Here is a 23,619-nt window from a genome sequence, read left to right as displayed (position 1 = left end):
AAGCCAAGCCAGCCGCGCTTAAAGACAAGTGGTGCCCCTCAAGGGCCGCAAAGATGCGTCCAGTGGCATCGGATGGACGGTCGGCCCAAGTCGCCGCCGCGAGTTCCGGGCCTGGCCAATAACTGCCAAATAAACGGTGAAAGGAGAGGGGAATCATGAGCGAGTCAGAGTCGTCTGTCGGCAGGATGAGCCGGCGCGGGTTTATCGGTGCAGGCGCGGCGCTGGGAGCCGGCTTGTGCATCCCGAGATGGTCCTGGGCCGGAACCCAGTCGGTGGCAGGCATCGGTGGCACCACGCCGCCCTGGCTGGCCTGGGACGACGAGGCAGACCCCGTGGTGGCGGCGCTGATCGACAGCGGCGAGGTGCCGGCGGTCAACGCGCTGCTGCGCGGCTGGACCAAGAACGGGCAGGCACTGCCCTCGGGTCTTCCGACCTACCTGCACCAGTTCATCGAGCGGGCCCGCCAGCTGCCTGCCTGGGCGGACATCAGCAAGCTCAAGACCGCGGTCGAGTTCAACAAGAAGCGCGGCACCTACCTGGGTGCGGCCTACGGCTTCGTCAGCGGCATGATGAGCACGGTCATCCCCCACGAGGCGCGCGCTGTCTACTACTCCAAGGGCGGCGCCGACATGAAGCGCCGCATCTCGCGCACCGCGAGGTTCGGCTATGACATCGGCTCCCTGGGCGGCTTCCACGACCCCAACGGCGAGATGATCGTCACCGCGGTGAAGACCCGCCTCGCGCATGCCGGCGTGCGGCACCTGCTGCCGCAGTCGCCGCACTGGCGCGGCGGCGCCGACCAGCCCAAGCCGATCAGCCAGCGCGACATCCTGGTGACCTGGCACAGCCTGCCGACCTCGGTGATGCGCTCGCTGAAGAAGTGGGGCGTGAAGGTGCCGGCCGCGGAGGCCGATGCCTTCCTGCATTCCTGGCAGATCGCGGCACACCTGCTCGGTGTCCGCGACGAGTACATCCCCGCCACCTGGGAGGCGGCCGATGCGCAGGCGCCGGAAATCCTCGACCCCGTGCTGGCGCCGACGCCGGAAGGCATCCAGCTGGCGCAGATGCTGCTGGATCTCGCCGCCGAAACCGACGGCGGCGCGTTCAGCCGGCCCTTGCTGGAGTCGCTGACGCGCTACTTCCTCGGCGACCAGATCGCCGGCTGGCTGAACATCCCGCGCCATCCGGGGCAGGACCAGATGCTTGCGGCGGCCTGGCCTTACTTCGTGAGGATGAAGGAGGCCGGGCTCTACGTCCCAGGCTCGAACCCGTTCTACTGGGCGTTCGACGAGATTCTCCGGCAGGGAGCCCTGTGGTACCTGGCCGAGGGCCAGACCATCAGTATCGAGATTCCGAACTTCAACAATCCCAACTACTCCTGACGGAAAAGGCCCTTCGGGGCCTTTTCCCGTTGGGGTGCCGGCTTGGGTTCAGGCGCGCAGGGTGGTCGCCGTCTGGCCATGCCAGCGACGGAACGAGCGGCTGAAAGTGCTCAGCTCGGCATAGCCGAGAATCTCGGCGATCTCCGACAGGCTCAGGGCCGACTCCCGCACGTACTTCAGCGCCAGGTCGGCGCGTACCGCGTCCTTGATCTGCTTGAAGGAGTGCCCGTCGGCATTGAGGTGGTCCTGCAGCGTGCGCGGCGCCAGGCCCAGGATGCGGCTGACGTCTTCCAGCGTGCAGGGCGCGAAGGCCAGCAGCGCGCGCACGATGCCCTCCACACGCACCGTCGCTGCACGGTCCGGCGATCCGCCCTCCAGGCGCAGTGCCGCCGTGGCCATGCGTCGCGCGCCGCTGCCGCGCAGGTTGACCGGCAGCTCCAGCGTGTCGCGCTCCAGGTAGAGCGCATTGCAGTCCTGGTTGAACTGCAACTGCGGCCCGAAGATGCGCTGGTGATCGTCGAGCTGCATGGGCGCTGCGTGGCGGAATAGCGCGCCGGCCGGCTGCCAGCCCGGCGGGCAGAAGCCGCGCAGTTCGCTGCAGATCACCGCCAGCACGTACTCCACTGACTGCAGGCTGCCGCGGGCCGGCACGATCGCCGGGTCCCAGCAGACGAACAGGCCGCTGCCCGAGCGGCGCAGCGAGACGGTGGCCGCGCTGGTGAACAGCGCATAGTTCGCCGCGAAGTCCTCCAGCATCTGCCGTACCGTGCCGGCATTGCGCAACAGCACCCACAGCGCGCCCAGCACCGCCATGCTGCTGCGCTCCGACATGCGCAGGCCGAAGGTCCGGCAGTCGCAGGTCGCGGCAGACTGCTCGAAGAAGGCGCCGATCGACCGGGCGGGCAGGGGAATGTCAGGCCGGCGTAACGCGGCCTCGGGAACCGCCGCCTGCCGGGCCACGGCCGCGGGATTGCCGCCGAGTTCGGTGATCAGCTCGGCCGCGCCCCTGAGCGTGTAGCTGGGCAGGAAGTAGCCTGACATCGCGTCTCTCCCCGCGTGTGGCCGTTATTTGACTTTTGTCAATATAACAGTCTGGGTGGCGAAGTCCAGAACCTGAACGCCCGGATATGTAGGAGCGAGCTTGCTCGCGACAGGCCAGATCGGGTGACGAATCCACCGGGTCGCGAGCAAGCTCGCTCCTGCAAATCGGGGTGCGGAAACGAAAAGGCCCGGCGTCGCAAGGCGAGGCCGGGCCTGATTCAAGCAGCTAAGGTCAGCTTTCCCAGATCACGCTCTTGCGCGAGTCGAACCATTGGTCGACGTTCGGCTCGTAGCGCTTCTCGATGATGTTGCGGCGAATCTTCATGGTCGGGGTGAGGAAGCCGTTGTCGATGTTCCAGATGTCCTTCACCACCACCGCGAACTGGATCTGCTCGTGCGGGTCCAGGGTTTCGTTGACCTGGTCCATCAGCGAAGTCAGTTCCGTGCCGATCGCCGCGCGGTCGCCGCCGGCGGCAACGTGCTTGCGCGCGTCTTCCGACAGCAGCACCAGGGCGAAGGTCGCCGGCTGGTTGGCGCCGCCGATGCACACGGCCTCGATCTTCGGATGCGCGCCGATCTTGTTCTCGATCGGTACCGGGGCCACGTACTTGCCCTTGCTGGTCTTGAACAGTTCCTTGACGCGGCCGGTGATGCGCAGGCGGCCCTGCTCGTCGATCTCGCCCATGTCGCCGGTCTTGAAGAAGCCGTCGTCGGTATAGCACTCGGCGGACTTCTCGGGCTCCTTGTAGTAGCCCAGCATCTGCGCCGGGCTCTTCACCAGGATTTCGCCGTTGTCGCCGATGCGGCAGGACACTCCGAGGTTGGTCGGGCCCACGTAGCCGACGCGTGCACTACCCGGGCGGGTGAAATGCGAGTAGGCGAAGTTCTCACTCATGCCGTAGGCCTCCAGCAGCTCCAGGCCCAGGCTGCGATACCAGGCCACGGTCGGCGGCGGCAGCGGCGCGGCGCCGGTGAAGGCCACGCGCACGTCCTGCAGGCCGAGCTGCTCGAGGATCTTGTACTTCAGCTTCTTGCCCACGAAGGGGATGCTGAACAGCAGCTTCTGCTTCTTCAGCGGCAGCTTGTCGAGTACGCCGAGCTGGAACTTGGTCCACAGGCGCGGCACCGAGAAGAAGATCGTCGGCCGCGCGCGGCGCAGGTCCTGCACGAAGGTATTCAGCGACTCGGCGAAGAACACGCGGAAGCCGTGGTAGGTGGAGCTGTTCTGCACCACCAGGCGCTCGGCGACGTGCGCCAGCGGCAGGTAGGACAGCATGCGGTCGCTGGAGTTGGCCGGGATGACGTCGTGCATCATCGTGCCGCAGACGTTGAAGGAGCGGAAGGTCTGCATCACGCCCTTGGGCTGGCCGGTGCTGCCCGAGGTGTAGACGATGGTGGCCATCTCGTCGAGCGCGCGGTCGGGGTTGCCCTGCAGCGGCGCGGTCCTGGCGATGATGTCTTCCCACTTCTCGCCCGGTGCGCCCTCGGGCGCCAGCGGCAGCGTGATGCTGGGCATGCCGGCCGGCACGCCGGACTTCATCTGCTCCCACTCGTCGAGCTTGCCGATGAACAGCAGCTTCGACTCGCTGTGGTCCAGGATGTAGCGCACGGTCTCGGCGTTGAGCGTGGGATACAGCGGCACGCTGACGTGGCCGGCCATCAGGATCGCCCAGTCGGCCATCATCCAGTGCGCGGTGTTCTTGGCGAGGATCGCCACCTGGCTGCGCGGCGGCAGGTTCAGCGACTGCAGGTGCGCGGCCATGCGCCGCACCTCGTCCATCAGTTCGTTCCAGCGGTAATCCACCACCTTGCCGCCGCCCACGGGCTGCGTCAGGTGGATCGTGTCGGGAGTGGTCTTCTCCCAGTGATACAGGCAGGCGAGCGGCGTGCGGTCGTCGGTCGTCATGTTTTTCTCCTCGGCTTGCTTTTAGTTCTGGCGGCAACAGCGGGGGCCGGCGTCGTGTCGACGTACGGCAGCAGGAAATTCATCATCGCGGCCACCGCGGCATCGCGGTAGGCCGGCGTGATCGATCCGTGTTCGAAGAAGGAGCGACGGAAGCAGGCGGTGGCGATGTCCACCGACAGCGTCGTCACGTCCGGGGGACCGTTGGGCAGCCTGACGCCCTTCTGGGTCCAGACCGCGCGGCCCAGGTCGCCCAGGTGCTTGATGGTCATCTCCTGGGCGCGGAAGCTGTCGTCGGTGACGGCGCCACCCAGGATCAGCAGGCGCGCCACCGGGTTGGCCTCGTAGAAGCTCACGGAGTGGTCCACCACGGCTGCGATGGCCTCGCGCAGCGTCATGCCTCGCAGTTCGTCGGCGCGGGCGCGGAACTGCGACTCGATCTCCACCAGGTAGCGCGCCACCAGTTCGTTGAGGATGGCGTAGGGGGTGGGGAAGTAGGCGTAGATGCTGCCGCGGGTGTAGTCCAGGCGCTCGGCCAGCACCGGCACGGAAAAGCCGGACAGGCCGGCCTCCAGCAGCAGGGCTTCGGCCTCGGCCAGGATGCGGTCGAAACGGTCCCGCGCACGCTGCTGCGTGGGCTGTCGGGCGACGGCAAGCGGGTCCAGGGCGTCGTTCATGGCTGGGCGGGGCTCATGGGGACCCATCATAGCCGCGCCGGGGGTGTTCTGGACCGTTCGTTTCCGAAGAGGCCGTTTTGGTCCCCTAAGCGCTCAGAGGGTGTGAAGAAACCGTGTCGAGCGGCCCGAGGTTGCTTCGAGGAGCGGAGCCGTACAGCAGTACGGTGAGCACCGGAGATGCAAGATCGGGCCGCGCAGCAGGTTTATTCACATCCTCAGAACATCTGGGTGTTCTTGACGTCATCCGAAACCGGGGCGGCGCTGCGCGAGGCAATCCAGTCGCCGGTGATCATCTGCTCGTAGGACATGCCCGGGCCCACCATCGGGTAGACCGAGGCCATCGGGTCGATGATGACTTCCAGGAAGGCCGGGCCCTTGAACTCGATGAAGTCCTTGACCACGCGCGGCAGGTCGGCCTTGCTGCTGACGCGCACCGCAAAGCGGTAGCCGTCGGCCTCGGCGGCCTTGATGAAGTCCTTTTGGTGCAGGCTCTTGTCGGAGCCGGCGTAGCGGCTGTCGAAGAACAGGCGCTGCCACTGCTTCACCATGCCGTCGCCGAAGTTGTTCAGCACGACCACCTTCACCGGGGCGCTGTAGGTGGTGGCGGTTTCCAGCTCGCCCAGGTTCATGCGGATCGAGGCGTCGCCGTCGATGTCGATCACGATCTTGTCCGGGCAGGCGAACTGCGCGCCCAGGGCCGCCGGCAGGCCGAAGCCCATGGTGCCCATGGAGCCCGAGGTCAGCCACAGGCGCGGGTGCTTGAAGTCGAAGTACTGCGCCGCCCACATCTGGTGCTGGCCGACGCCGGTGGCGACGATCGCCTCGCCCTGGGTGATCTTGTTGATTTCCTCGATCACGGCGTGCGGCTGGATATGGTCGCCGCCGCGCTCGTAGTTCATCGGGTGCTTCTGCTTCAGCTCGGCGATGTGGGCGTGCCAGGCGCTGTAGTCGGGGCGGAAGCCCTGCTCGTTCAGGTAGGCCTCGACGCGGCCCAGGGCGTTGTTCAGCTCGCCCACGTGGTGCCAGCTGACGCGCTTGACCTTGTTGATCTCGGAGGGATCGATGTCGAAGTGCGCGATGCCCTTGGCACTCGGCGCGAACTTGGACGGCACACCGGCGACGCGGTCGTCGAAGCGCGCGCCCACGGCGATCAGGAAGTCGCAGTCGTCGGTGGCGTAGTTGGCGAAGGCGGTGCCATGCATGCCCAGCATTTCCAGCGCCAGCGGGTCGGTGGTGTCATACGCGCCGATGCCCATCAGGGTGGTGGTCACCGGGATGCCGAAGGCCTTGGCGAAGCTGCGCAGCGAGGCCGAGGCTTCGCCATGGATCACGCCGCCGCCGGCGTAGATCAGCGGGCGCTTCGATGCCTTGAGCATCTCGTGGAGCTTGGCCACCTGCTCGGTCGAGAGGCGGTTGTCGTAGACCTGCTTGAGGCGAGCGCGATAGCCCGGGATCGGCAGCACGCCTTCACCCTTGAACGTGCCGCTCCAGTTCTGCACGTCCTTGGGGATGTCCACCACCACCGGGCCGGGGCGGCCGGTGCGGGCGATCTCGAAGGCGGTACGGACCGTGGCCTCGAGCTTGCTCGGGTCGGTCACCAGGAACACGTGCTTGGCGGCCGAGCCCATGATCGTGCTGATCGGGGCTTCCTGGAAGGCGTCGGTGCCCACCGCATGGGTCGGCACCTGGCCGCAGAGCACCACGATGGGGATCGAATCCGCCATGCAGTCGCGCACCGGGGTCACGGTGTTGGTGGCGCCGGGGCCGGAGGTCACCAGGCAGACGCCGACCTTGCCGGAGGCGCGGGCATAGCCGGCCGCCATGAAGCCGGCGGCCTGCTCGTTGGCGGGCACGATCAGCGGCATCTTCTCCGCGCCGTTGTCGGCGCGGTTTTCGCGGTTGAAGCGGAAGATGGCGTCGTAGGTCGGCAGGATGGCACCGCCGCTGTAGCCGAATACCGCGCCGGTACCCTCGTCCGCCAGCAGCTGGACGACGATTTCCGCGCCGGTCATGGTCTTGCCGGCAAGGGGGTGGACAGCAGGTTTCAGCACGGCATTCATGGGCATTCAGCAGCTAAAAAAGACAAGCGCTCTTTATAACATGCGCAGGCCCGCCTCCGGGAGGGCCGGGCGGCCACTCCGGGCCGCTCAGGCGTCCGCGGCCGGGGCGTTGCGGGCCGTATCGACGAGGCTCGCCACCCATACCAGGATCACCACCATCAGGCTGCCGTAGAGGAGCTTCGGGTCTACCTCGGCGGTGCGGGTCAGCACCGTGTACAGGACCATGAAGCCGTTCCAGCCGAAACCCAGGCCGGCGACCAGAAAGGCGATGCCGGGTGTCAGGCGCCGCTGCCGGAACTGCCCCAGGCCCGGAAACAGCAGGCCCAGCATCAGCGCCTGGCGGTTGGCGGCAAGGCCGTCCTCGAAGCGCCGCGGCGGATACGGTTCGATGGCCTGGGTCCGCTGCATGGCGTCGTTGTCATCGCCGCCGCCCGTCGCGGCCATGGCCTCGGCCCGACGCAGCAGCAGCGCCCCCAGCAGCAGGCCGACGCCGGACAGCAGGGCGAGCCCTTGCCCCAGCTTCTGCAGCCGCGCGTAGGACTGGCGCTGCTCCCGGGCCTGGCCCATTTGCTGGCGGAACGCGGCGTCGCCGAATTCGCCCAGCAGGCGCGGCGTGTGGTTGAAGTGGTGGATGCGGAAGCCCTCGGCACTGGTGTCGGCCAGCAGCAGGTCGCTGCGGCGCGCCAGCAGCGAGGTGACCCAGGGACGCGGGTTCGGCAGGGACAGCTCGTAGAGCATCACCCCTTCGGAATCGAACTGGTAGACCTGGCCGGCGGACATGCCGTTGTCCAGGAAGCTGGCATAACGCTGCCCGCCCGGCGCGACTGCGGCCGCCATGGACCAGGAGCAGCAGCGCATGCGGCCCCGGTCGTGGAGCGCCAGGGGTTCGCCCGGCGACAGGGCAGGGCTCAGCCAGTCCACACGATGATGATTGGTGTTGGCCACGAAGAGGCGCCCGTCCGGCGCCATCCCGAGGGCATTGGGGTAGTTGTAGGGGCCGCCCTGGCTGCCGCCTGCCTGCGACAGCAGGCTGCCGGAGGCGTCGAAGGCCAGCAGGCGATGGTTGCTGGTGTCGCTCACCAGGATGCGCCCGGATACCGGGTCCCAGGCCAGGCTGTACACGCTGAAGAAGCGTCCCGCGGAGGTCGCGGCCGGGTCGATGATGGTTTCCACCCGGCCCTGGTCGTCCACGCGGTAGACCTTGCTGCTGCCCAGGCTGCCCATCAGCACCCGGCCCTGGTCGTAAGCCGCCAGTCCCGACCAGTCCGGCGGGATCGGCAACTGGCCCCGGGTCCAGCGGCGCAGCAGGGCGCCTTCGGCGTCCAGCAGGTAAAGCGTGGAATTGGCGATGACCCAGACGCGCCCCTCGCTGTCCTGCGCCAGGTGCGTGGGGCCGAGAATTTGCGTCTTTTCGCTTCCGGACCAGACCGTCAGGCCGACCGCGGCCAGAAGAACCACGAAAAGAACAGCAACCGCAGCCTTGATGGTGGCGGGCTTGGCCATCCTGAACTCCCCGTTGTTGTTTATTGTTTGAGCTTGGAAAACGGCGGGTGAATAATAACTCATGCGCGGTGCCGCCAAGGCTTTTCCGGGCCCCCCGCAAGCTGCCCAAAAGATTGATTTTGCATGGCGACACAGCTAATGTGCGCGCCCCTATGCGTCACATCATCACTATCCTGCTGCAGAACGAGGCCGGCGCCCTGGCGCGAGTGGCCAACATGTTCGCGGCGCGCGGTTACAACATCGACTCGCTTTCGGTCGCCCCGACCCACGATCCCACGGTCTCGCGGCTGACCCTGGTGACCGCCGGCAGCGACGGCGTCATCGACCAGATCATCAAGCAGACCCGCAAGCTGATCGACGTGGTCGAGATTTCCGACCTGTCCAGCGCCGACCACATCGAGTGCGAACTGCTCATGGTCAAGGTCGCGGTGGACGCCGACTCGGCCCGCCAGGTGGTGGAGTGCGTGCGCGAGCACCGCGCCCAGGTCCTGGACGAGACCGAGGACACCCGCATGATCCAGCTCGCCGGCACCGGCGAGGAGATCGACGCCCTGGTCGCCGGCCTGGGCCGCATCACCAGCATCCTGGAAGTGGACCGCAGCGGCCTGGCCGCCATGGCCCGCGGCCGCCGGATCGTCGCTGCCGCCTGAGCCCGAACATTCAACTTATCCGACGCCGGCGCCGCCGCGTCTTTTTTCAGCACCCTGGAGTCAAACCGTGAGCATCAACGTCTACTACGACAAGGACGCCGACCTTTCCATCATCCAGTCGAAGAAGGTCGCCATCGTTGGCTACGGCTCGCAGGGCCATGCCCACGCGCTGAACCTCAAGGACAGCGGCGTTGATGTCGTCGTCGCCCTGCGCCCGGGTTCGGCCACCGCCAAGAAGGTCGAGGCCGGCGGCCTCAAGGTCAAGAGCGTGGCGGAAGCCTGCGCCTGGGCCGACGTGGTCATGGTGCTGACGCCGGACGAGTTCCAGTCGCAGCTGTACAAGAACGAGATCGAGCCGAACATCAAGCAGGGCGCGACGCTGGCCTTCGCCCACGGCTTCGCGATCCATTACAACCAGGTCGTGCCGCGCGCCGACCTCGACGTGATCATGGTCGCGCCGAAGGCCCCCGGCCACACGGTCCGCAACGAGTACACCAAGGGCGGCGGCATTCCCGACCTTATCGCCGTCTACCAGGACGCCAGCGGCAGCGCCAAGAAGATCGCGCTGTCCTACGGCTCCGCCATCGGCGGCGGCCGCTCGGGCATCATCGAGACGACCTTCAAGGACGAGTGCGAGACCGACCTGTTCGGTGAGCAGGCCGTGCTCTGCGGCGGCGCCGTCGAACTGGTCAAGGCCGGCTTCGAGACGCTGGTCGATGCCGGCTACGCGCCGGAAATGGCCTATTTCGAGTGCCTGCACGAGCTGAAGCTGATCGTCGACCTGATGTACGAAGGCGGCATCGCGACCATGAACTACTCGATCTCGAACAACGCCGAGTACGGCGAGTACGTGACCGGCCCCAAGGTCATCAACGAGGAATCGCGCAAGGCCATGAAGCAGGCCCTGCTCGACATCCAGACCGGCAAGTACGCCAAGGCCTTCGTGGCCGAAGGCCAGACCGGCTACCCGGAAATGACCGCGATGCGCCGCCTCAACGCCGCGCATCCGATCGAAGTGGTCGGCGGCCAGCTGCGCGCGATGATGCCCTGGATCGGCAAGAACAAGCTGGTCGACAAGAGCAAGAACTAAGAAGAAGCGCGAAAGCGCGGTAGTGCACTTCGGAGGGCCGCTGAAAAGCGGCCCTTTTTTGTTCCCTCTCCCCTTGTGGGAGAGGGGCAGGGCGAGGGCATGGATGCCCGAGGTAGGGCAACGCATGGAGCGGTTGCCGAGAGAGGGGTTCTGTAGATGGTGGCTTGGCCAGCCTCGTCGCGATTTACAGAACCCCTCTCTCCCGGCCTCTCTCCCGCAGACGGGAGAGAGGAGACAAGCTTTGGATTTCCCCCTTCCCAAACAGTAAGATGGCCCAATCTCCTGAGGATCGATCAATGGATGACAGTGCGCCGGTCAAGAAGCGCCGCAAGGGCATCTACCTGCTGCCCAACCTGTTCACCACCGGAACCCTGTTCGGCGGTTTCTACGCCATCATCATGGCGATGGACGGGCGTTTCGAGGCAGCGGTCTACGGCATCTTCGCCGCCATGATCGCCGACGGCCTCGACGGTCGCGTGGCGCGCTGGACCAACACCCAGAGCGACTTCGGCAAGGAGTTCGACTCGCTCTGCGACATGGTGGCCTTCGGCATCGCGCCGGCCATCCTGATCTACGCCTATTCCCTCAACGGCCTGGCCGACTACCGCTGGATCGGCGGCAAGCTGGGCTGGGTGATCGCCTTCACCTACGCCGCCTGCGCGGCCATGCGCCTGGCGCGCTTCAACGTGCTGTCCGCCATTGCCAGTTCCAACAAGGACTTCTACGGCGTACCCAGCCCCGCCGCAGCGGCGGTGGTGACCTTCTTCGTCTGGAGCTGCGTGGACGACAGCCACTCGCTGTTCGCCTGGGTGGCCGGCCACGTGCCCATCGACGGACATGACGCCCTGATCGTCGCCGCGCCGCTGACGCTGGCCACGGCGCTGTCGATGGTGTCGAGCTTCCGCTACAACAGCTTCAAGAAGCTCAACCTCAACGCACGCCTGCGCTTCCTGTCCTTCGCCTCGGTGGTCGGCGTGCTGGCCCTGGTGCTGATCGACCCGCCGCGCATCCTGTTCATGCTGTTCTTCGCCTACGCCCTGTCAGGCCCGGCGGTGGTGCTGTGGCGCAAGCTGCGCAAGAAGCCGGCATCAGCGGCCTGATCAGGCGGACAGGTGGTTTGAAAGCGCCGGCGTAGATGCTCTAATATCCGGGTATGTCTTCCACAAACGGCCATTTCGCTGTCTCCGCTGCGCCCCTGGGCGCACGGCCGTTTGCCGCACCCGCGCTTCTTAGTCTCCTTCTTCTGTCGTAAGACAGAACATAAAGCGCGCGCCCGCACGGGGCCCAAACCGTGCAAAGCCACTGAAGTACCCAAATTTCCCGCCGCCGGGAGTAGAATCCATAGGATTCCCCTGCGGACCTCATGTGAGGTAACCCCATGACCATGTTGAAGAATCCCGCGACGAAGTATCGTCCTTTCGCCCCTGTCCACCTGCGCGACCGTAGCTGGCCCGATGCCGTCATCACGCGCCCGCCGGTGTGGCTGTCCACCGACCTGCGCGATGGCAACCAGTCGCTGATCGAGCCGATGAACCGTGACCGCAAGCTGGCGATGTTCAACCAGCTGATCAAGATCGGCTTCAAGGAGATCGAGGTCGGCTTTCCCAGCGCCTCGGAAACCGAGTTCGATTTCCTGCGCCACCTGATCGACAACAAGCTGATCCCGGACGACGTCACCGTGCAGGTGCTGACCCCTGCGCGCGAGCCGCTGATCCGCCGGACCTTCGAGGCCCTGAAGGGCGCCAAGCGCGCCATCGTGCACTACTACAACGCCACGGCGCCGATCATGCGCCGCGTGGTGTTCAACCTGAGCCAGGACCAGGTGCTGGACGAACTGGCCGTGGCCCATGCCCGCCTGATCCGCCAACTGGCCGACGAGCGACCGGAAACGGAGTGGGTCTTCGAGTACTCGCCCGAGATGTTCTCCGGCACCGAGCTGGACTTCTCCAAGCGCGTGGTCGATGCCGTGGTGGATGCCCTGGGTGCCACCCGGGAAAAGCCGGTCATCATCAACCTGCCGTCCACGGTCGAGCACTCCACGCCCAACATCTTCGCCGACATGATCGAGTGGATGCACCGCAACCTGGCCAAGCGCGAGGCGATCATCCTGTCCGTCCACCCGCATAACGACCGCGGCACCGGTACCGCCGCCGCCGAGTTCGCGATGATGGCCGGCGCCGACCGCATCGAAGGCTGCCTGTTCGGCAACGGCGAGCGCACCGGCAACGTCGACATCGTCAACCTGGCGCTGAACATGTACACCCAGGGCGTGCATCCGGGCCTGGATTTCTCCGACATCGACGAGGTCCGCAAGACCGTCGAGTACAGCAACCAGCTGCCGGTGCACCCGCGCCATCCCTACGTCGGCGACCTGGTCTTCACCTCGTTCTCGGGCTCGCACCAGGACGCGATCAAGAAGGCCTTCTCGGCGCGCAAGGAAGAAGACATCTGGGAGATGCCCTACCTGCCCATCGACCCGCTGGATCTGGGCCGTTCCTACGAGGCCGTGATCCGCGTCAACTCGCAGTCCGGCAAGGGCGGCATCGCCTACCTGCTGGAGCACGAATACGGCCTGGTGCTGCCGCGCCGCCTGCAGATCGAGTTCAGCCAGATCGTGCAGGAGCTGACCGACGCCAGCGGCAAGGAAGTCACCGCCGCCGACATCGAGTCCGTGTTCCGCCGCAGCTACCTGGAAACCCAGGCGCCCTACGGCTACGTCGCCCATCACCTGGTGGAAGATTCCACCCGCGACCAGGTGGAGATGTCCACCGAGATCGCGGTGGACGGCAAGCCGCAGCGCATCGCCGGCCAGGGCAACGGCCCGATCGACGCCTTCATCAATGCCATCTCCAAGGTGATCGGCGAGCGCGTGACGGTGCAGGACTACCACGAGCACGCCATCGGTGCCGGCGCCGACGCGGCGGCGGTGAGCTACATCGAGCTGAAGCTGGGCACGGGCAAATCCCTGTTCGGCGTCGGCCGTGACGCCAACATCGTCACTGCCTCGCTGAAGGCCATCCTGTCGGGCGTCAACCGCGCCCTGGCGCAGCGTGCCGCCGCCCAGCGCGCGGCCTGAGTTCAGGGTAGGCCTGCCGGCTGGCGGCGCGGGTACAATGCGGCCCATGCATTCACCCCGCCGCCTGCAGGTGCTCGATGCGCTCGGAATCGAGCGCTGGCAGCTGCGTTCCGGTTCTCCGGCTGCGGTAGCGGAAGCGGTGGTGGAGGCGGCAGCGCCGCCGCCGCCGGCTCCCGCCGCAGGCCTTGCCCCGGCGGCCCCGCCGCCGATGCCGGCCGCCCCGCCCAAGCCGCGCCCCGCGCCGGTGGCGGCGGAAGCCCCCGCAGGCAAGCCCCTGATCGAAGTCCCCGCCGACTGGGACGGCCTGCGCGCCGTGGTCAAGGACTGCCGGCAGTGCAAGCTTTGCCAGACCCGCACCCAGACCGTGTTCGGCGTGGGCATCGAGAGCGCGCCGCTGATGGTGGTGGGCGAGGGCCCCGGTGCCGACGAGGACATCCAGGGCCAGCCCTTCGTGGGCCGTGCCGGCAAGCTGCTGGACGAGATGCTCAAGGCCATCGGCCACTCGCGCCGCGACAACACCTACATCGCCAACGTCGTGAAGTGCCGCCCGCCCGGCAACCGCGACCCGGAGACCGACGAGGTCGAGTCCTGCCGGCCCTATCTCGAGCAGCAGATCCGCCTGGTCAAGCCCAGGCTGATCGTCGGCCTGGGCCGCATCGCCGCGCAGCGCCTGCTCAACAGCGACGCACCGCTGTCGCGCCTGCGCGGGCCGCTGCATCACTACGGTCCCGAGCAGACGCCGCTGTTCATCACCTATCACCCGGCCTACCTGCTGCGCAGCCCGCGCGAGAAGGCCAAGAGCTGGGAGGATCTGAAGAAGATCCACCAGTTCCTCAATCCCAAGCCATGAGTGCTCAACCGCAGGAGCTGTGGCGCCTGGCGCCGATGCATCCCTCGCACCTGGCGCAGGTGCTGGAGATCGAGAACCGCACCTACCCGTTTCCCTGGAGCGAAGGCATCTTCCACGACTGCCTGCGCGTGGGCTACAGCTCCTGGGTGGTCACCAACACGCTGGGCGAAGTACTGGCCTACGCGCTGATGAGCATGGCGGTGGGCGAGGCCCACATCCTGAATCTCTGCGTCAGCCCCGAGCACCAGCGACGCGGCCTGGCGCAGTTCCTGATGAAGCACCTGCTGATGGTGGCGCGCGCCGGCAACGTCACCCTGGTGCTGCTGGAGGTGCGCGTGTCCAACCGCCCGGCGCAGCGCCTCTACGAACAGCAGGGCTTCAAGCGCCTGGGCCTGCGCAAGAGCTACTACCCGGCCGACGGCGGGCGCGAAGATGCGCTGGTCCTGGGCCTGGACCTGGTCTAGACGCAACGAACAAGAACAGCGGGGTTGTCCGATGGTCAGCGTGCCGAGCAGCCGCAAGCAGAGGATCTCCTGGGCGTTCTACGACTGGGCCAACTCCGCCTTCGCCACCACCGTGATGGCGGGCTTCTTCCCGCTGTTTTTCGCGCAGTACTGGGCCGGCGGCCTGGCGCCGGGCGAGCGCACCTTCTGGCTGGGCGTCGCCAGTTCGGTCTCCAGCATCGTGGTGATGATCATGGCGCCGCTGCTGGGCGGCCTTGCCGACCGCCGCGGCTACAAGAAGTGCTTCCTGTTCGCCACCACGCTGCTCGGTGCCCTGTCCACCGGCGCCATGTACTGGGTAGCCAAGGGCGACTGGACCACCGCGCTGCTGCTGTTCACGCTGGCCTCCATCGGCTTTTTCGCCGGCACCTCGTTCTACGACTCGCTGATCGTCAACGTCTCCTCCCAGGCCGACATGGACCGCACCTCGGCGCTGGGCTATGGCCTGGGCTATCTCGGCGGCGGCCTGCTGTTCGCGCTCAACGTCTTCATGTTCCAGAAGCCGCAGGCCTTCGGACTGGCCAGCGGCGCCGACGCCATCCTGCTGTCCTTCCTGATGGTGGGTTTCTGGTGGCTGCTGTTCTCGCTGCCGCTGTTCCGCAACGTGCCGGAGCAGCCGCAGCCGGTGGCGGCGGGCGGTGACTGGCAGCAGCTCAAGGACACCTTCCGCCTGATCCTGACGATGAAGCCGGTGCTGTACTTCCTCGGTGCCTACTGGCTCTACATCGACGCGGTGGACACCATCATCCGCATGGCGGTGGACTACGGCGTCAAGCTGGGCTTCGATCCCGGCGCGCTGATCAAGGCGCTGCTGCTGGTGCAGTTCCTCGGCTTCCCGGCGGCGGTGGCCTACGGCTGGCTGGCGGACCGCTTCGGCACCAAGACCATGCTCTATGTCGCCATCGGCATCTACGTCGGCGTCACCTGCTGGGCCTACACCCTGCAGACCGAGGCGCAGTTCTACTGGATGGCCGCGGCCATCGCCACGGTGCAGGGCGGCATCCAGTCGCTGTCGCGCTCCTACTACGCCAAGCTGATCCCGCCCGACCAGGCCGGCCAGTTCTTCGGCTTCTACAACATGCTGGGCAAGTTCGCCGCCGTGCTGGGGCCGATCGTGGTGGGGCAGACCGCCCTGCTGGTGGACAACCAGCGCCTGCCGATCCTCACGCTGCTGCCGTTCTTCGTGATCGGCGCGTGGCTGCTCAGTCGCGTGGAAGGACCGGAGACGCGCCGTTGATTCTGTAGCGAAGCTTCACGCGAACGATGCGGTTCGCTGCGTTCACCGTACCTACGCCGGCTGCAGGATTTGCGGCGGGACGATTGATCCAAGGCGTAGGTTGGCGGTGAGCGTAGCGAACCCCAACATTTCCCTCATGGCTTGGTGCGGACCGCCTTGACCGCTTCCGCCAACTCGCGCTGCAGGGCCGGCGTGGCGCCTTCCAGGTAGCGCAGCCGCTGGTAGGCCGCCGCGGCACGGGCCACCGCTGCGCCCAGGGGCGGGGCTTCCCGCGCCACGCGCTCGGCGAAATCGCCGGCGCCCTCGCTGGGCCGCTGTGCGATGCCGGCGCGCAGCAGGCGTTTCTGCAACTGCTGCCACAGCTTCACCGCCACCTCGTGGTTGCGTGCCGGCGTGAACTGGCGCAACAGCATCAGGCCGATGATGCTTAGCACCACGGTGGTGCCGATGGTCAGCGTCAGGATCATGCCGGTCCAGTCCCGGATGCCGAACTGCTGCAGGAACTCCATCTGCATGTCCGGGCCATAAGCCAGCACCCAGCGGTTCCACTTCGAGTTGACCCACTCCCATCGCGCCCGCAGGCCCAGGCTCAGGCTGGCAAAGCCGTCTCGCCGCAGGAAGGAGGGCAGCTCATCGCCGTCCATTGCTTCCGACAGGCCCATCTCGATGCGGTTGGGCGCCACGGCGGCCGTGGGATCCATGCGTATCCAGCCCTGGCCCTCCAGCCAGATTTCACTCCAGGCGTGGGCGTCGGCATCGCGGATGGTGTGGAAGTCGCCGATCGGGCTGCGCTCGCCGCCCTGGTAGCCGGTCACCACGCGCGCCGGGATGCCGGCCGCGCGCATCAGGAAGGTAAAGGCGCTGGAATAGTGCTCGCAGAAACCGCGCCGGGTCTTGAACAGGAAGTCGTCCACGCTGTTGCGGCCCAGCACCGGCGGGCGCAACGTGTAGACGAAGGGCTGCTCGCGGAACATGCGCAACACCGCCTGCACCAGCGCCTGCGGATCCGGGTTCTCCGCTTTCAGGCGCTGAGCCAGCGCCAGGGTCTGCGGGTTGTAGCTCTGGGGCAGCGCCAGGTTGATGTTGCGATACAGGATCGGCAGGTCCGGCTGTATCAGGTGGTCCGGGTGTGAACTCAGGATGTACAGCTCGCGCTCGAGCACGTCCCGGCCGCGGATCAGCTGGAACTCCGAGGTCAGCACCGCGTTGGGCGGCAGCTGGCGCATGTCGGGGATGTCCAGCGCGAACAGCCAGGGGCCGCGGTGCGGCTCCATGGTCACTTCGTAGCGGATGGTGGGCTCGTTCAGGGTGAAGGCGGGCAGGCGGTCGGTCTGCGACCAGGCGCTGGGTTTCCAGCCGCGGCCGTCGAAGTGGTCCAGCACCGGCCCGCGCCAGTAGCGGTCCTTGGGCTGCGGCACCTCGCCGAGGAAACGCACGCGGAACGCCACGCGGTCCGACAGGATCAGGCTGGAGATATCGCCCGGCGCCATCTCGTTGGACATGCCCGACAGCGCCGCGCCGGAATCGGACGGCAGGCCCCACAGCGGGCCCGGGATGCGCGGGAACAGCACGAAGAACAGCAGCATCACCGGCAGCGACAGCGCCACCATGCGCATGCCCCGGGTCAGCACCTCGCGCAACGGCAGGGCCTGTCCGGGATGATTCACGTCCACCAGCAAGGCCGTGATCAGCGAGACGCAGGCCAGCAGGTAGCCCGCCGTCCAGATCTCCTGCGAGTTGAGGAAGTGGGTCAGCAGGATGAAATACATCAGGAACACCGTGACCATCACGTCGCGGCGCGAGCGCATCTCCAGCAGCTTGAGCACCGCCATGATCACCAGCAGCGCCGTGCCCGGATGCTGGCCGTTGATGCGGCCGTAGCTGGCGTAGATTCCGGCGAAGACCAGGATGGCCATCACCGAGCGCAGCCAGCCAGGCGGCAGCGACCATTGCCGCAGCGCGACCAGCAGGCGCCAGCCCAGGCCGGCAAAGACGAATGCCACCGCCCACTCGGGCAGCGTCGGCAGATGCACCGAGAGCACCAGCGTCAGCACCGCCATCAATCGCAGCAGCGTGGTCTGGTTCAGGTAACTGGCGGCCGCTTCGGCTTTCATCGCTGCGCGTCCTGGCGGCTCATTGGGCCTGGTACAGCGCCAGGGCGCGCAGGCACTCGTTCTGGTGCGTTTCGCCACGGCTGGGGGCGAGCACCAGGCCCGGCAGCCGCAGGCCGTAGGCATGCCCCTGGTTCTCGGTGTCCAGGACCCAGCGCGTCAGCTGCGACAAGCGGCTTTCAACGTCCAGGTCCGGCAGCTTGTCCCAATCCAGCCACAGCTCCTGGTCCAGCAGTTCCGTGAACTGCTTGACCATCGGCGAGTTGGGCGACTTGGGCAGGCTCTTCCAGTGCACCGATTTCATCGAGTCGCCACGGTGATAACTGCGCAGCCCGGCGAATTCGTCCTGGCCCGCGGAATTGCTCGGCAGCTGGCCCATGGCGCCCGAGGACGGCGGCGGCATGCGGCCCGGGGCGGCGGGCTTGGGGTAGACCAGGCAGGCCATGTCCAGCTCCGCCCAGGTCCAGGCATGGAACAGCCCCAGCGGGAATTCCGTGGACAGGCTGAACACGCGCGCGGGCAACCAGCCGCGGCGCTCCGCGGGCAGGGCGATGCGCATGGTCGCCGAGCCCTCGGCGGGGATGTCAGCCGTCACCGCCAGGTCGTCCTTGCGCGGCCAGGCCAGCGCAAAGCTGTAGCGCTGCGTCGGCGCAGGGTTGTCCACCAGGATCTCGAAATGCGCCACCTCGCCGGCGAACACCGGCTGCGTCTTGCCGGCGCGCAACTGCACGTTCAGCAGGTTGCCGTGCGTCTGGTGCATGCACACCAGGCCCAGCGCGCCGAGCAGGAAGGTGAGCGCAAAGCCCATGCTGTTGGAATAGTTCATCGAGCCCGCCAGCATCAGCGCCGCCATGAAGGCGAAGCCGTAGCCGAAGCGCGTGGGCACGATATAGACGCGCGTGCGCGGCACCGGGATCGGCCCCGGCTGGCGCTTCACGCGCGCCATCACCCAGGCATCGATCCGGTCCTGCAGGAACCGCAGCGGATGCAGCAGCAGCTTGACCACCAGCCAGACGCGCATCGCCTGCTCAGGGAATGGCGACGCGAGCCAGGATGTCGTCTGCGGTCGGTGCGCCGCCCTCGCGTTCACTGGCCGCGATCAGGCGGTGATTCACCACCGCCGCGAACACCGCCTGCACGTCCTCCGGGATCACGCCCTGGCGGCCGTTGACCAGCGACCAGGCCTGGGCCGCCCGCTTCAGCGCCAGCGCCGCGCGCGGCGACAGGCCCTGCCGCAGGCCGCTGTGCTCGCGCGTATGCCGCACCAGCGCCAGGATGTAGTCCACCAGTGCCGGCATCACGCGCACCGCCTTCACCTGCGCCTGCAGCTCCAGCAACTGCTGCGGCGACAGCACTGGCTTCACCTCTTCCAGCAGGTCGCGGCGCTCGCGCTCCATCAGCAGCGCCTTCTCCGCCTCCGGCGCCGGGTAGCCCATGGAAATGCGCATCAGGAAACGGTCCAGCTGCGACTCGGGCAGCGGGAAGGTGCCGATCTGGTGCGCCGGGTTCTGCGTGGCGATCACGAAGAACGGCTCGGGCAGGGGGCGCGTCGCGCCCTCGGCCGTCACCTGGCGTTCTTCCATCGCCTCCAGCAGCGCCGACTGCGTCTTGGGGCTGGCGCGGTTGACCTCGTCGGCCAGCACCAGCTGCGAGAAGATCGGGCCCGGGTGGAAGCGGAAGCCCGCCGCCTGCGGCTCGTAGATCGATACGCCGATGATGTCGGCCGGCAACAGGTCGCTGGTGAACTGCACGCGCTGGAAATTCAGCCCCAGCACCTTGGCCAGGGCCAGCGCCATGGTGGTCTTGCCCACGCCCGGGATGTCCTCGATCAGCAGGTGTCCCCGCGCCAGCAGGCAGGCCGCCGCCAGGCGGATCTGGTTGTGCTTGCCGAGGATGATCTGGTTGAGAGCGTCTAGCGCAGGCTGGATGGCGGTCATCGGGGGGCTTTTTCTGTCTGGAAACCGCAGTGTATACGGCTTCCCGGAGCCTGCGGATGAACGGTACTCAGTCCGCCGGGGGACGGGCGGAGCGGGGTTTGCGACCCCGCCCGAAGTGGTCCACCATACCGTGCATTCAATTGCCGAAAACCGGAGTACAGGTGGACCGATACAGCCGCGAGCTGAACCGCGAACTGGCACACGCGACCGAGTACCGCACCTGGTACGAGGCCGCCGACGAGCTCGACCGCCGCGACGGCCTTACCGAGTGGAAAGAGGACGACACCTCCGACGACTACGACTGGCGCCTGATCCGCTCGCGCCTGCGCCAGATCCGCCAGTACCGCGAAGACCGCGCCTGGATCAAGCTGATCCACCACCTGCGCCAGGGCCTGCACTGGAACCTCGGCAACACCGGCAACCCCGAGCTGTACGGCATCTGCCGCATCAGCACCAAGCACCTGATCCGCGACTACATCACCGAGGTCGCCTCCGCCCTCAACGAACTCTGCGACCTCGAGCTGGCGGAATTCCCGCATGCCGCCAAGCTCAAGTTCTTCGAAGAGGTCTGGCAGTCCTACGGCCGCTCCGCCCTGATGCTGTCCGGCGGCGCCACCCTGGGCCTGTTCCATGTCGGCGTCGTCAAGGCCCTGTTCCGCGAAGGCCTCGTGCCCATCGTCATGTCCGGCTCCAGCGCCGGCTCGGTCGTCGCCGCCACCGTCGGCAGCCGTGCGCCGCATGAAGTCGAAGAGCTGATGGACCCGGAGAGCGCCTACTACCACTTCTGGCGCATCCTGCCCCTGCGCCACATGCTGCGCCGCGGCGCCGTCATGGACCAGAGCCAGCTCAAGCGCGCCATCGCCAAGAACGTCAAGGACATGACCTTCGAGGAGGCCGAGAAGCTGTCCGGCCGCATCACCAACATCACCGTCTCGCCGGCGGGCGTCAACCAGCAGCCACGCCTGCTCAACTACCTCACCTTCCCGTACCTCTACATGCGCGAGGCCGTGCTCGCCTCCTGTGCCGTGCCCATCCTGTTCCCGCCCGTCATGCTGATGACGCAGGACGAAAACGGCGAGCGCGTACCCTACATGCCGCTGCTGCGCTGGAACGACGGCTCCCTGAAGTCAGACCTGCCCACGCTGCGCATGCGCCGCCTGCACAACGTCAACCACTTCATCGTCAGCCAGACCAACCCGCACGTGCTGCCCTTCGTCTCCAAGCACGAGCCCAACACCCGCGGCCTGCTGCGCTCCGCGCGCGCCTACGCCTATTCCTCCATCAGCGGCCAGGCCAGGAGCATTCTCGATCTTGCGCGCTCCAACATGCCCAACGGCGCCCTGCGCACCCCGCTGGACACCGCCAGCGCCATCCTCGACCAGGACTACCGCGGCCACATCAACATCTTCCCGGAAGTGAGCATCTGGCGTTACGCCAACGTCACCTCCAACCCGACGATGGAATCCATCAAGCGCTTCATGCTCGAAGGCGAGCGCGCCACCTGGCCGCGCATCGAGATGATCCGCAACCAGACCCTCATCAGCCAGACGCTGGACCAGTGCATGGAAAAGCTGCAGAGCGCCGGCAGCGTTGTGGACCTGCCACGCGGCAAGCCGGAACTGCGAGTGGTGAAGGGGAAGTAGCCTGCACTGGCTGCATCAAGAAGCCCGCCGACTGGCGGGCTTCTTAGTTTGTGAACCTGACTCGCTCGTCAGATTGACGGATGTCGCGAATGCCGCTCTGATGCGGCTGCCGCGCGTCGGCGGCCTCAATATCCTTTCGGCGTTTCCGTGAAAAATCGCTACCCGATATCGCGCCACGCCGCGGCATGGCTGGTTGCTCTCCTTGCCCTGCCGGTCGCTGCGGCCGAGACTGCAAGCTACGACCCGCTGGCATACGCACGCGCCCAATCCGGCAAGATCGCGAATCGTGAAGCCGTCATTCCCGTGCAGTGCTACACCAAGACTGATGGCGTAGCCAATCCCTGCTGGACCTGCCACACGCAGCAGAATGGTCACAACCAGATGGATGACTGGGTGCTGCAGCTGGCGTATGCGTTCAGCGAGGTGGGCCTGACCAACCATTGGCAGAATCTCTTCCTTCCGGTCGAGGAGAGCCCTCCCTCCGCAGCTGAAGTCCGGCGCTATGTCAGGCAGGACAATTACACACCGCTGCGCAAGGCCTTGTCCTACTCCACGTCGCTGGTCTGGACGCCTGACATAGACATCCATGCGGGCTTCGACGATGAGGGCTTCGCCCGGGATGGCAGCAGCTGGCGCGCGCTGCGCTTCAAGCCTTTTCCCGGCACCTTCTGGCCCACCAACGGCAATACGGATGACGTGATGATCCGCTTGCCCTGGCAATTCCGCCGCGATGCTGAAGGGCGGGAGTCGCGTGATATTTACAAGGCCAATCTTGCGCTGATCGAAGCGGCGATGACCACGCCTAGCGTGCCGATGCTGCAATCGCAGGGGCGACAGGTAGAGTCGCTCGATGAGGAAGCGCTGCACTGGGACCTCGATGGCGACGGCGAAGCGCGCGGTATGGTGCAGCGGATACGCCGGCTACCGCCAGGCTTCTTCGGCAGCGCTTCGTCTGTACCGCTGGAGTGGGGACGCTACCCGGCGGGGACGGAATTCCTCCACACGGTTCGTTACCTGGATCCGGGCGCTCCAGGCTTCATGTCGCGGCGCATGAAGGAACTGCGCTACTCGGTCAAGTCACGCAACATAGGCCAGGTTTCCAGTGGCCGCGCATACCGAGGGGAAAAATTCCACAAGGAAGCGGGCGTGCTGCCCCTGTTCGAGGGCACTCCGGAAACCGGCTATGTCAACGACTTCGGCTGGAAATTGCAGGGCTACATCGAGGACGCACAGGGGCGCCTGCGCCTGCAGTCCCAGGAAGAGCACTACTACTGCATGGGTTGCCACGGCACCATCGGGGTCACCGCGGACCAGACCTTCGCGCTGCCGCGCAAGCTTCCCGGGCGGGCAGGTTGGCAGCCTCAAAGCCTGGTTGGCCAGAAGGACTTACCGCAGTGGGGGCATGCCGAGCCCGAGGCCCTGACGTATTTCCAGCGTGTCGGCGGGGGCGATGAATTCCGCGCCAACCAGGAAATCCTGGAGCGATTTTTTTCTGGCGGAAAACCCCGACGCGAGCTTGTCCTGAGCGCTTCAGCGAGCGGTGAACATGATCTCGCCTGGCTGCTGTATCCCGGTGCCGACCGTGCGCTGGCGCTCAATCGCGCCTACATGCGCTTGGTGCGGCGTCAGCGCTTCGACCTGGGGCGCGATGCAGTGCTCAAACCTGCAGACAAGGTCCATCGCAGCATCAAGAACGGCAGTACGGGCTTTTCCGAAGCGCAGGTGTATCGCGACGGCTCACTGTGGCTGGCCTGGGAATAGGGGTTGCCGGAATGGAACAACCTGACAGTCCAGTCACGTTGTTGTGAGGGTTCACTCCGTGCTAATCCTATGGCGATACCACAGCAGCTCCGCTCAGATCGCCTTCTCAAGCGATCGCGCGGTGCTGCCTTACGGCTGCTACGGGGTTTGCAGAATGTCGAGCTTTTTTGGGGCAGTCCGCCGGGGCGGGCTGAA

General features: G+C 66.5%; 18 protein-coding genes. 10 read left to right on the top strand and 8 right to left on the bottom strand.

What is annotated here, in order from left to right; all coding sequences use genetic code 11:
- Window positions 1–185: 185 nt before the first annotated feature.
- Entirely contained in the window at window positions 186–1,382 is a 1,197-nt protein-coding gene (locus D0B54_RS14040) for an oxygenase MpaB family protein (protein ID WP_441347440.1), read from the top strand.
- 48 nt (window positions 1,383–1,430) lie between these two features.
- Here D0B54_RS14040 and D0B54_RS14035 read toward each other — a convergent pair whose 3' ends face one another.
- The 5 genes from D0B54_RS14035 to D0B54_RS14015 form a co-directional block, all read right to left on the bottom strand.
- Window positions 1,431–2,423 carry an AraC family transcriptional regulator gene (locus D0B54_RS14035; RefSeq protein WP_117291918.1) on the bottom strand — a complete coding sequence of 331 codons (993 nt, stop codon included), beginning with the start codon at window positions 2,421–2,423 and terminating at the stop codon, window positions 1,431–1,433.
- A gap of 232 nt (window positions 2,424–2,655) precedes the next feature.
- Window positions 2,656–4,329, bottom strand: a complete 1,674-nt coding sequence (locus tag D0B54_RS14030; RefSeq protein ID WP_117291917.1) for an AMP-binding protein — start codon at window positions 4,327–4,329, stop codon at window positions 2,656–2,658.
- Entirely contained in the window at window positions 4,326–5,003 is a 678-nt protein-coding gene (locus D0B54_RS14025; protein ID WP_162932424.1) for a TetR/AcrR family transcriptional regulator, read from the bottom strand. Before D0B54_RS14025 ends, D0B54_RS14030 begins: the two co-directional genes overlap by 4 nt.
- 215 nt (window positions 5,004–5,218) lie before the next feature.
- A complete protein-coding gene (gene ilvB, locus D0B54_RS14020) occupies window positions 5,219–7,063 on the bottom strand; it encodes a biosynthetic-type acetolactate synthase large subunit (protein WP_117291915.1) in 1,845 nt (614 codons plus the stop codon).
- 87 nt (window positions 7,064–7,150) lie between these two features.
- A complete protein-coding gene (locus tag D0B54_RS14015) occupies window positions 7,151–8,566 on the bottom strand; it encodes a hypothetical protein (protein WP_117291914.1) in 1,416 nt (471 codons plus the stop codon).
- Between the two features lie 152 nt (window positions 8,567–8,718).
- On the opposite strand from D0B54_RS14015, the gene ilvN reads away from it, so the two are divergent.
- From ilvN to D0B54_RS13980, 7 genes are all read left to right on the top strand, one after another.
- A complete protein-coding gene (ilvN, locus tag D0B54_RS14010; protein WP_117291913.1) occupies window positions 8,719–9,216 on the top strand; it encodes an acetolactate synthase small subunit in 498 nt (165 codons plus the stop codon).
- Between the two features lie 73 nt (window positions 9,217–9,289).
- A complete protein-coding gene (gene ilvC, locus D0B54_RS14005; RefSeq protein WP_117295247.1) occupies window positions 9,290–10,306 on the top strand; it encodes a ketol-acid reductoisomerase in 1,017 nt (338 codons plus the stop codon).
- Window positions 10,307–10,602: 296 nt separating this feature from the next.
- A complete protein-coding gene (gene pssA / locus D0B54_RS14000) occupies window positions 10,603–11,406 on the top strand; it encodes a CDP-diacylglycerol--serine O-phosphatidyltransferase (protein ID WP_117291912.1) in 804 nt (267 codons plus the stop codon).
- 284 nt (window positions 11,407–11,690) lie between these two features.
- Window positions 11,691–13,382, top strand: coding sequence for a 2-isopropylmalate synthase (gene leuA, locus D0B54_RS13995; RefSeq protein ID WP_117295245.1), 1,692 nt, complete (start codon window positions 11,691–11,693; stop codon window positions 13,380–13,382).
- A 46-nt stretch (window positions 13,383–13,428) separates the two neighbouring features.
- On the top strand, window positions 13,429–14,232 hold the full coding sequence (locus D0B54_RS13990) for a uracil-DNA glycosylase (protein WP_117295243.1): 804 nt from the start codon (window positions 13,429–13,431) through the stop codon (window positions 14,230–14,232).
- Window positions 14,229–14,696 carry a ribosomal protein S18-alanine N-acetyltransferase gene (rimI, locus tag D0B54_RS13985; RefSeq protein WP_117291911.1) on the top strand — a complete coding sequence of 156 codons (468 nt, stop codon included), beginning with the start codon at window positions 14,229–14,231 and terminating at the stop codon, window positions 14,694–14,696. Before D0B54_RS13990 ends, rimI begins: the two co-directional genes overlap by 4 nt.
- A 31-nt stretch (window positions 14,697–14,727) precedes the next feature.
- Complete coding sequence (locus tag D0B54_RS13980) at window positions 14,728–15,972, top strand: MFS transporter (protein ID WP_162932423.1); 1,245 nt, start codon at window positions 14,728–14,730, stop codon at window positions 15,970–15,972.
- Between the two features lie 134 nt (window positions 15,973–16,106).
- Here the strand turns inward: D0B54_RS13980 and D0B54_RS13975 are convergent, their stop codons facing one another.
- The 3 genes from D0B54_RS13975 to D0B54_RS13965 are packed head-to-tail and all read right to left on the bottom strand — an operon-like array spanning window position 16,107 to window position 20,020.
- Complete coding sequence (locus D0B54_RS13975) at window positions 16,107–18,086, bottom strand: transglutaminase TgpA family protein (RefSeq protein ID WP_162932422.1); 1,980 nt, start codon at window positions 18,084–18,086, stop codon at window positions 16,107–16,109.
- A gap of 19 nt (window positions 18,087–18,105) precedes the next feature.
- On the bottom strand, window positions 18,106–19,104 hold the full coding sequence (locus D0B54_RS13970) for a DUF58 domain-containing protein (protein WP_117291909.1): 999 nt from the start codon (window positions 19,102–19,104) through the stop codon (window positions 18,106–18,108).
- Between the two features lie 7 nt (window positions 19,105–19,111).
- Window positions 19,112–20,020 carry an AAA family ATPase gene (locus D0B54_RS13965; RefSeq protein ID WP_117291908.1) on the bottom strand — a complete coding sequence of 303 codons (909 nt, stop codon included), beginning with the start codon at window positions 20,018–20,020 and terminating at the stop codon, window positions 19,112–19,114.
- Window positions 20,021–20,181: 161 nt separating this feature from the next.
- Between D0B54_RS13965 and D0B54_RS13960 the strand changes: the two genes are divergently transcribed.
- On the top strand, window positions 20,182–21,663 hold the full coding sequence (locus D0B54_RS13960; RefSeq protein WP_240433434.1) for a DUF3336 domain-containing protein: 1,482 nt from the start codon (window positions 20,182–20,184) through the stop codon (window positions 21,661–21,663).
- A gap of 147 nt (window positions 21,664–21,810) precedes the next feature.
- A complete protein-coding gene (locus D0B54_RS13955) occupies window positions 21,811–23,424 on the top strand; it encodes a hypothetical protein (protein WP_240433433.1) in 1,614 nt (537 codons plus the stop codon).
- Window positions 23,425–23,619 lie beyond the last annotated feature (195 nt).

This window comes from Solimonas sp. K1W22B-7 (assembly GCF_003428335.1).
Classification (GTDB): Bacteria; Pseudomonadota; Gammaproteobacteria; order Nevskiales; family Nevskiaceae; genus Solimonas_A.
This window is presented reverse-complemented; position numbering and strand designations above follow the sequence as displayed.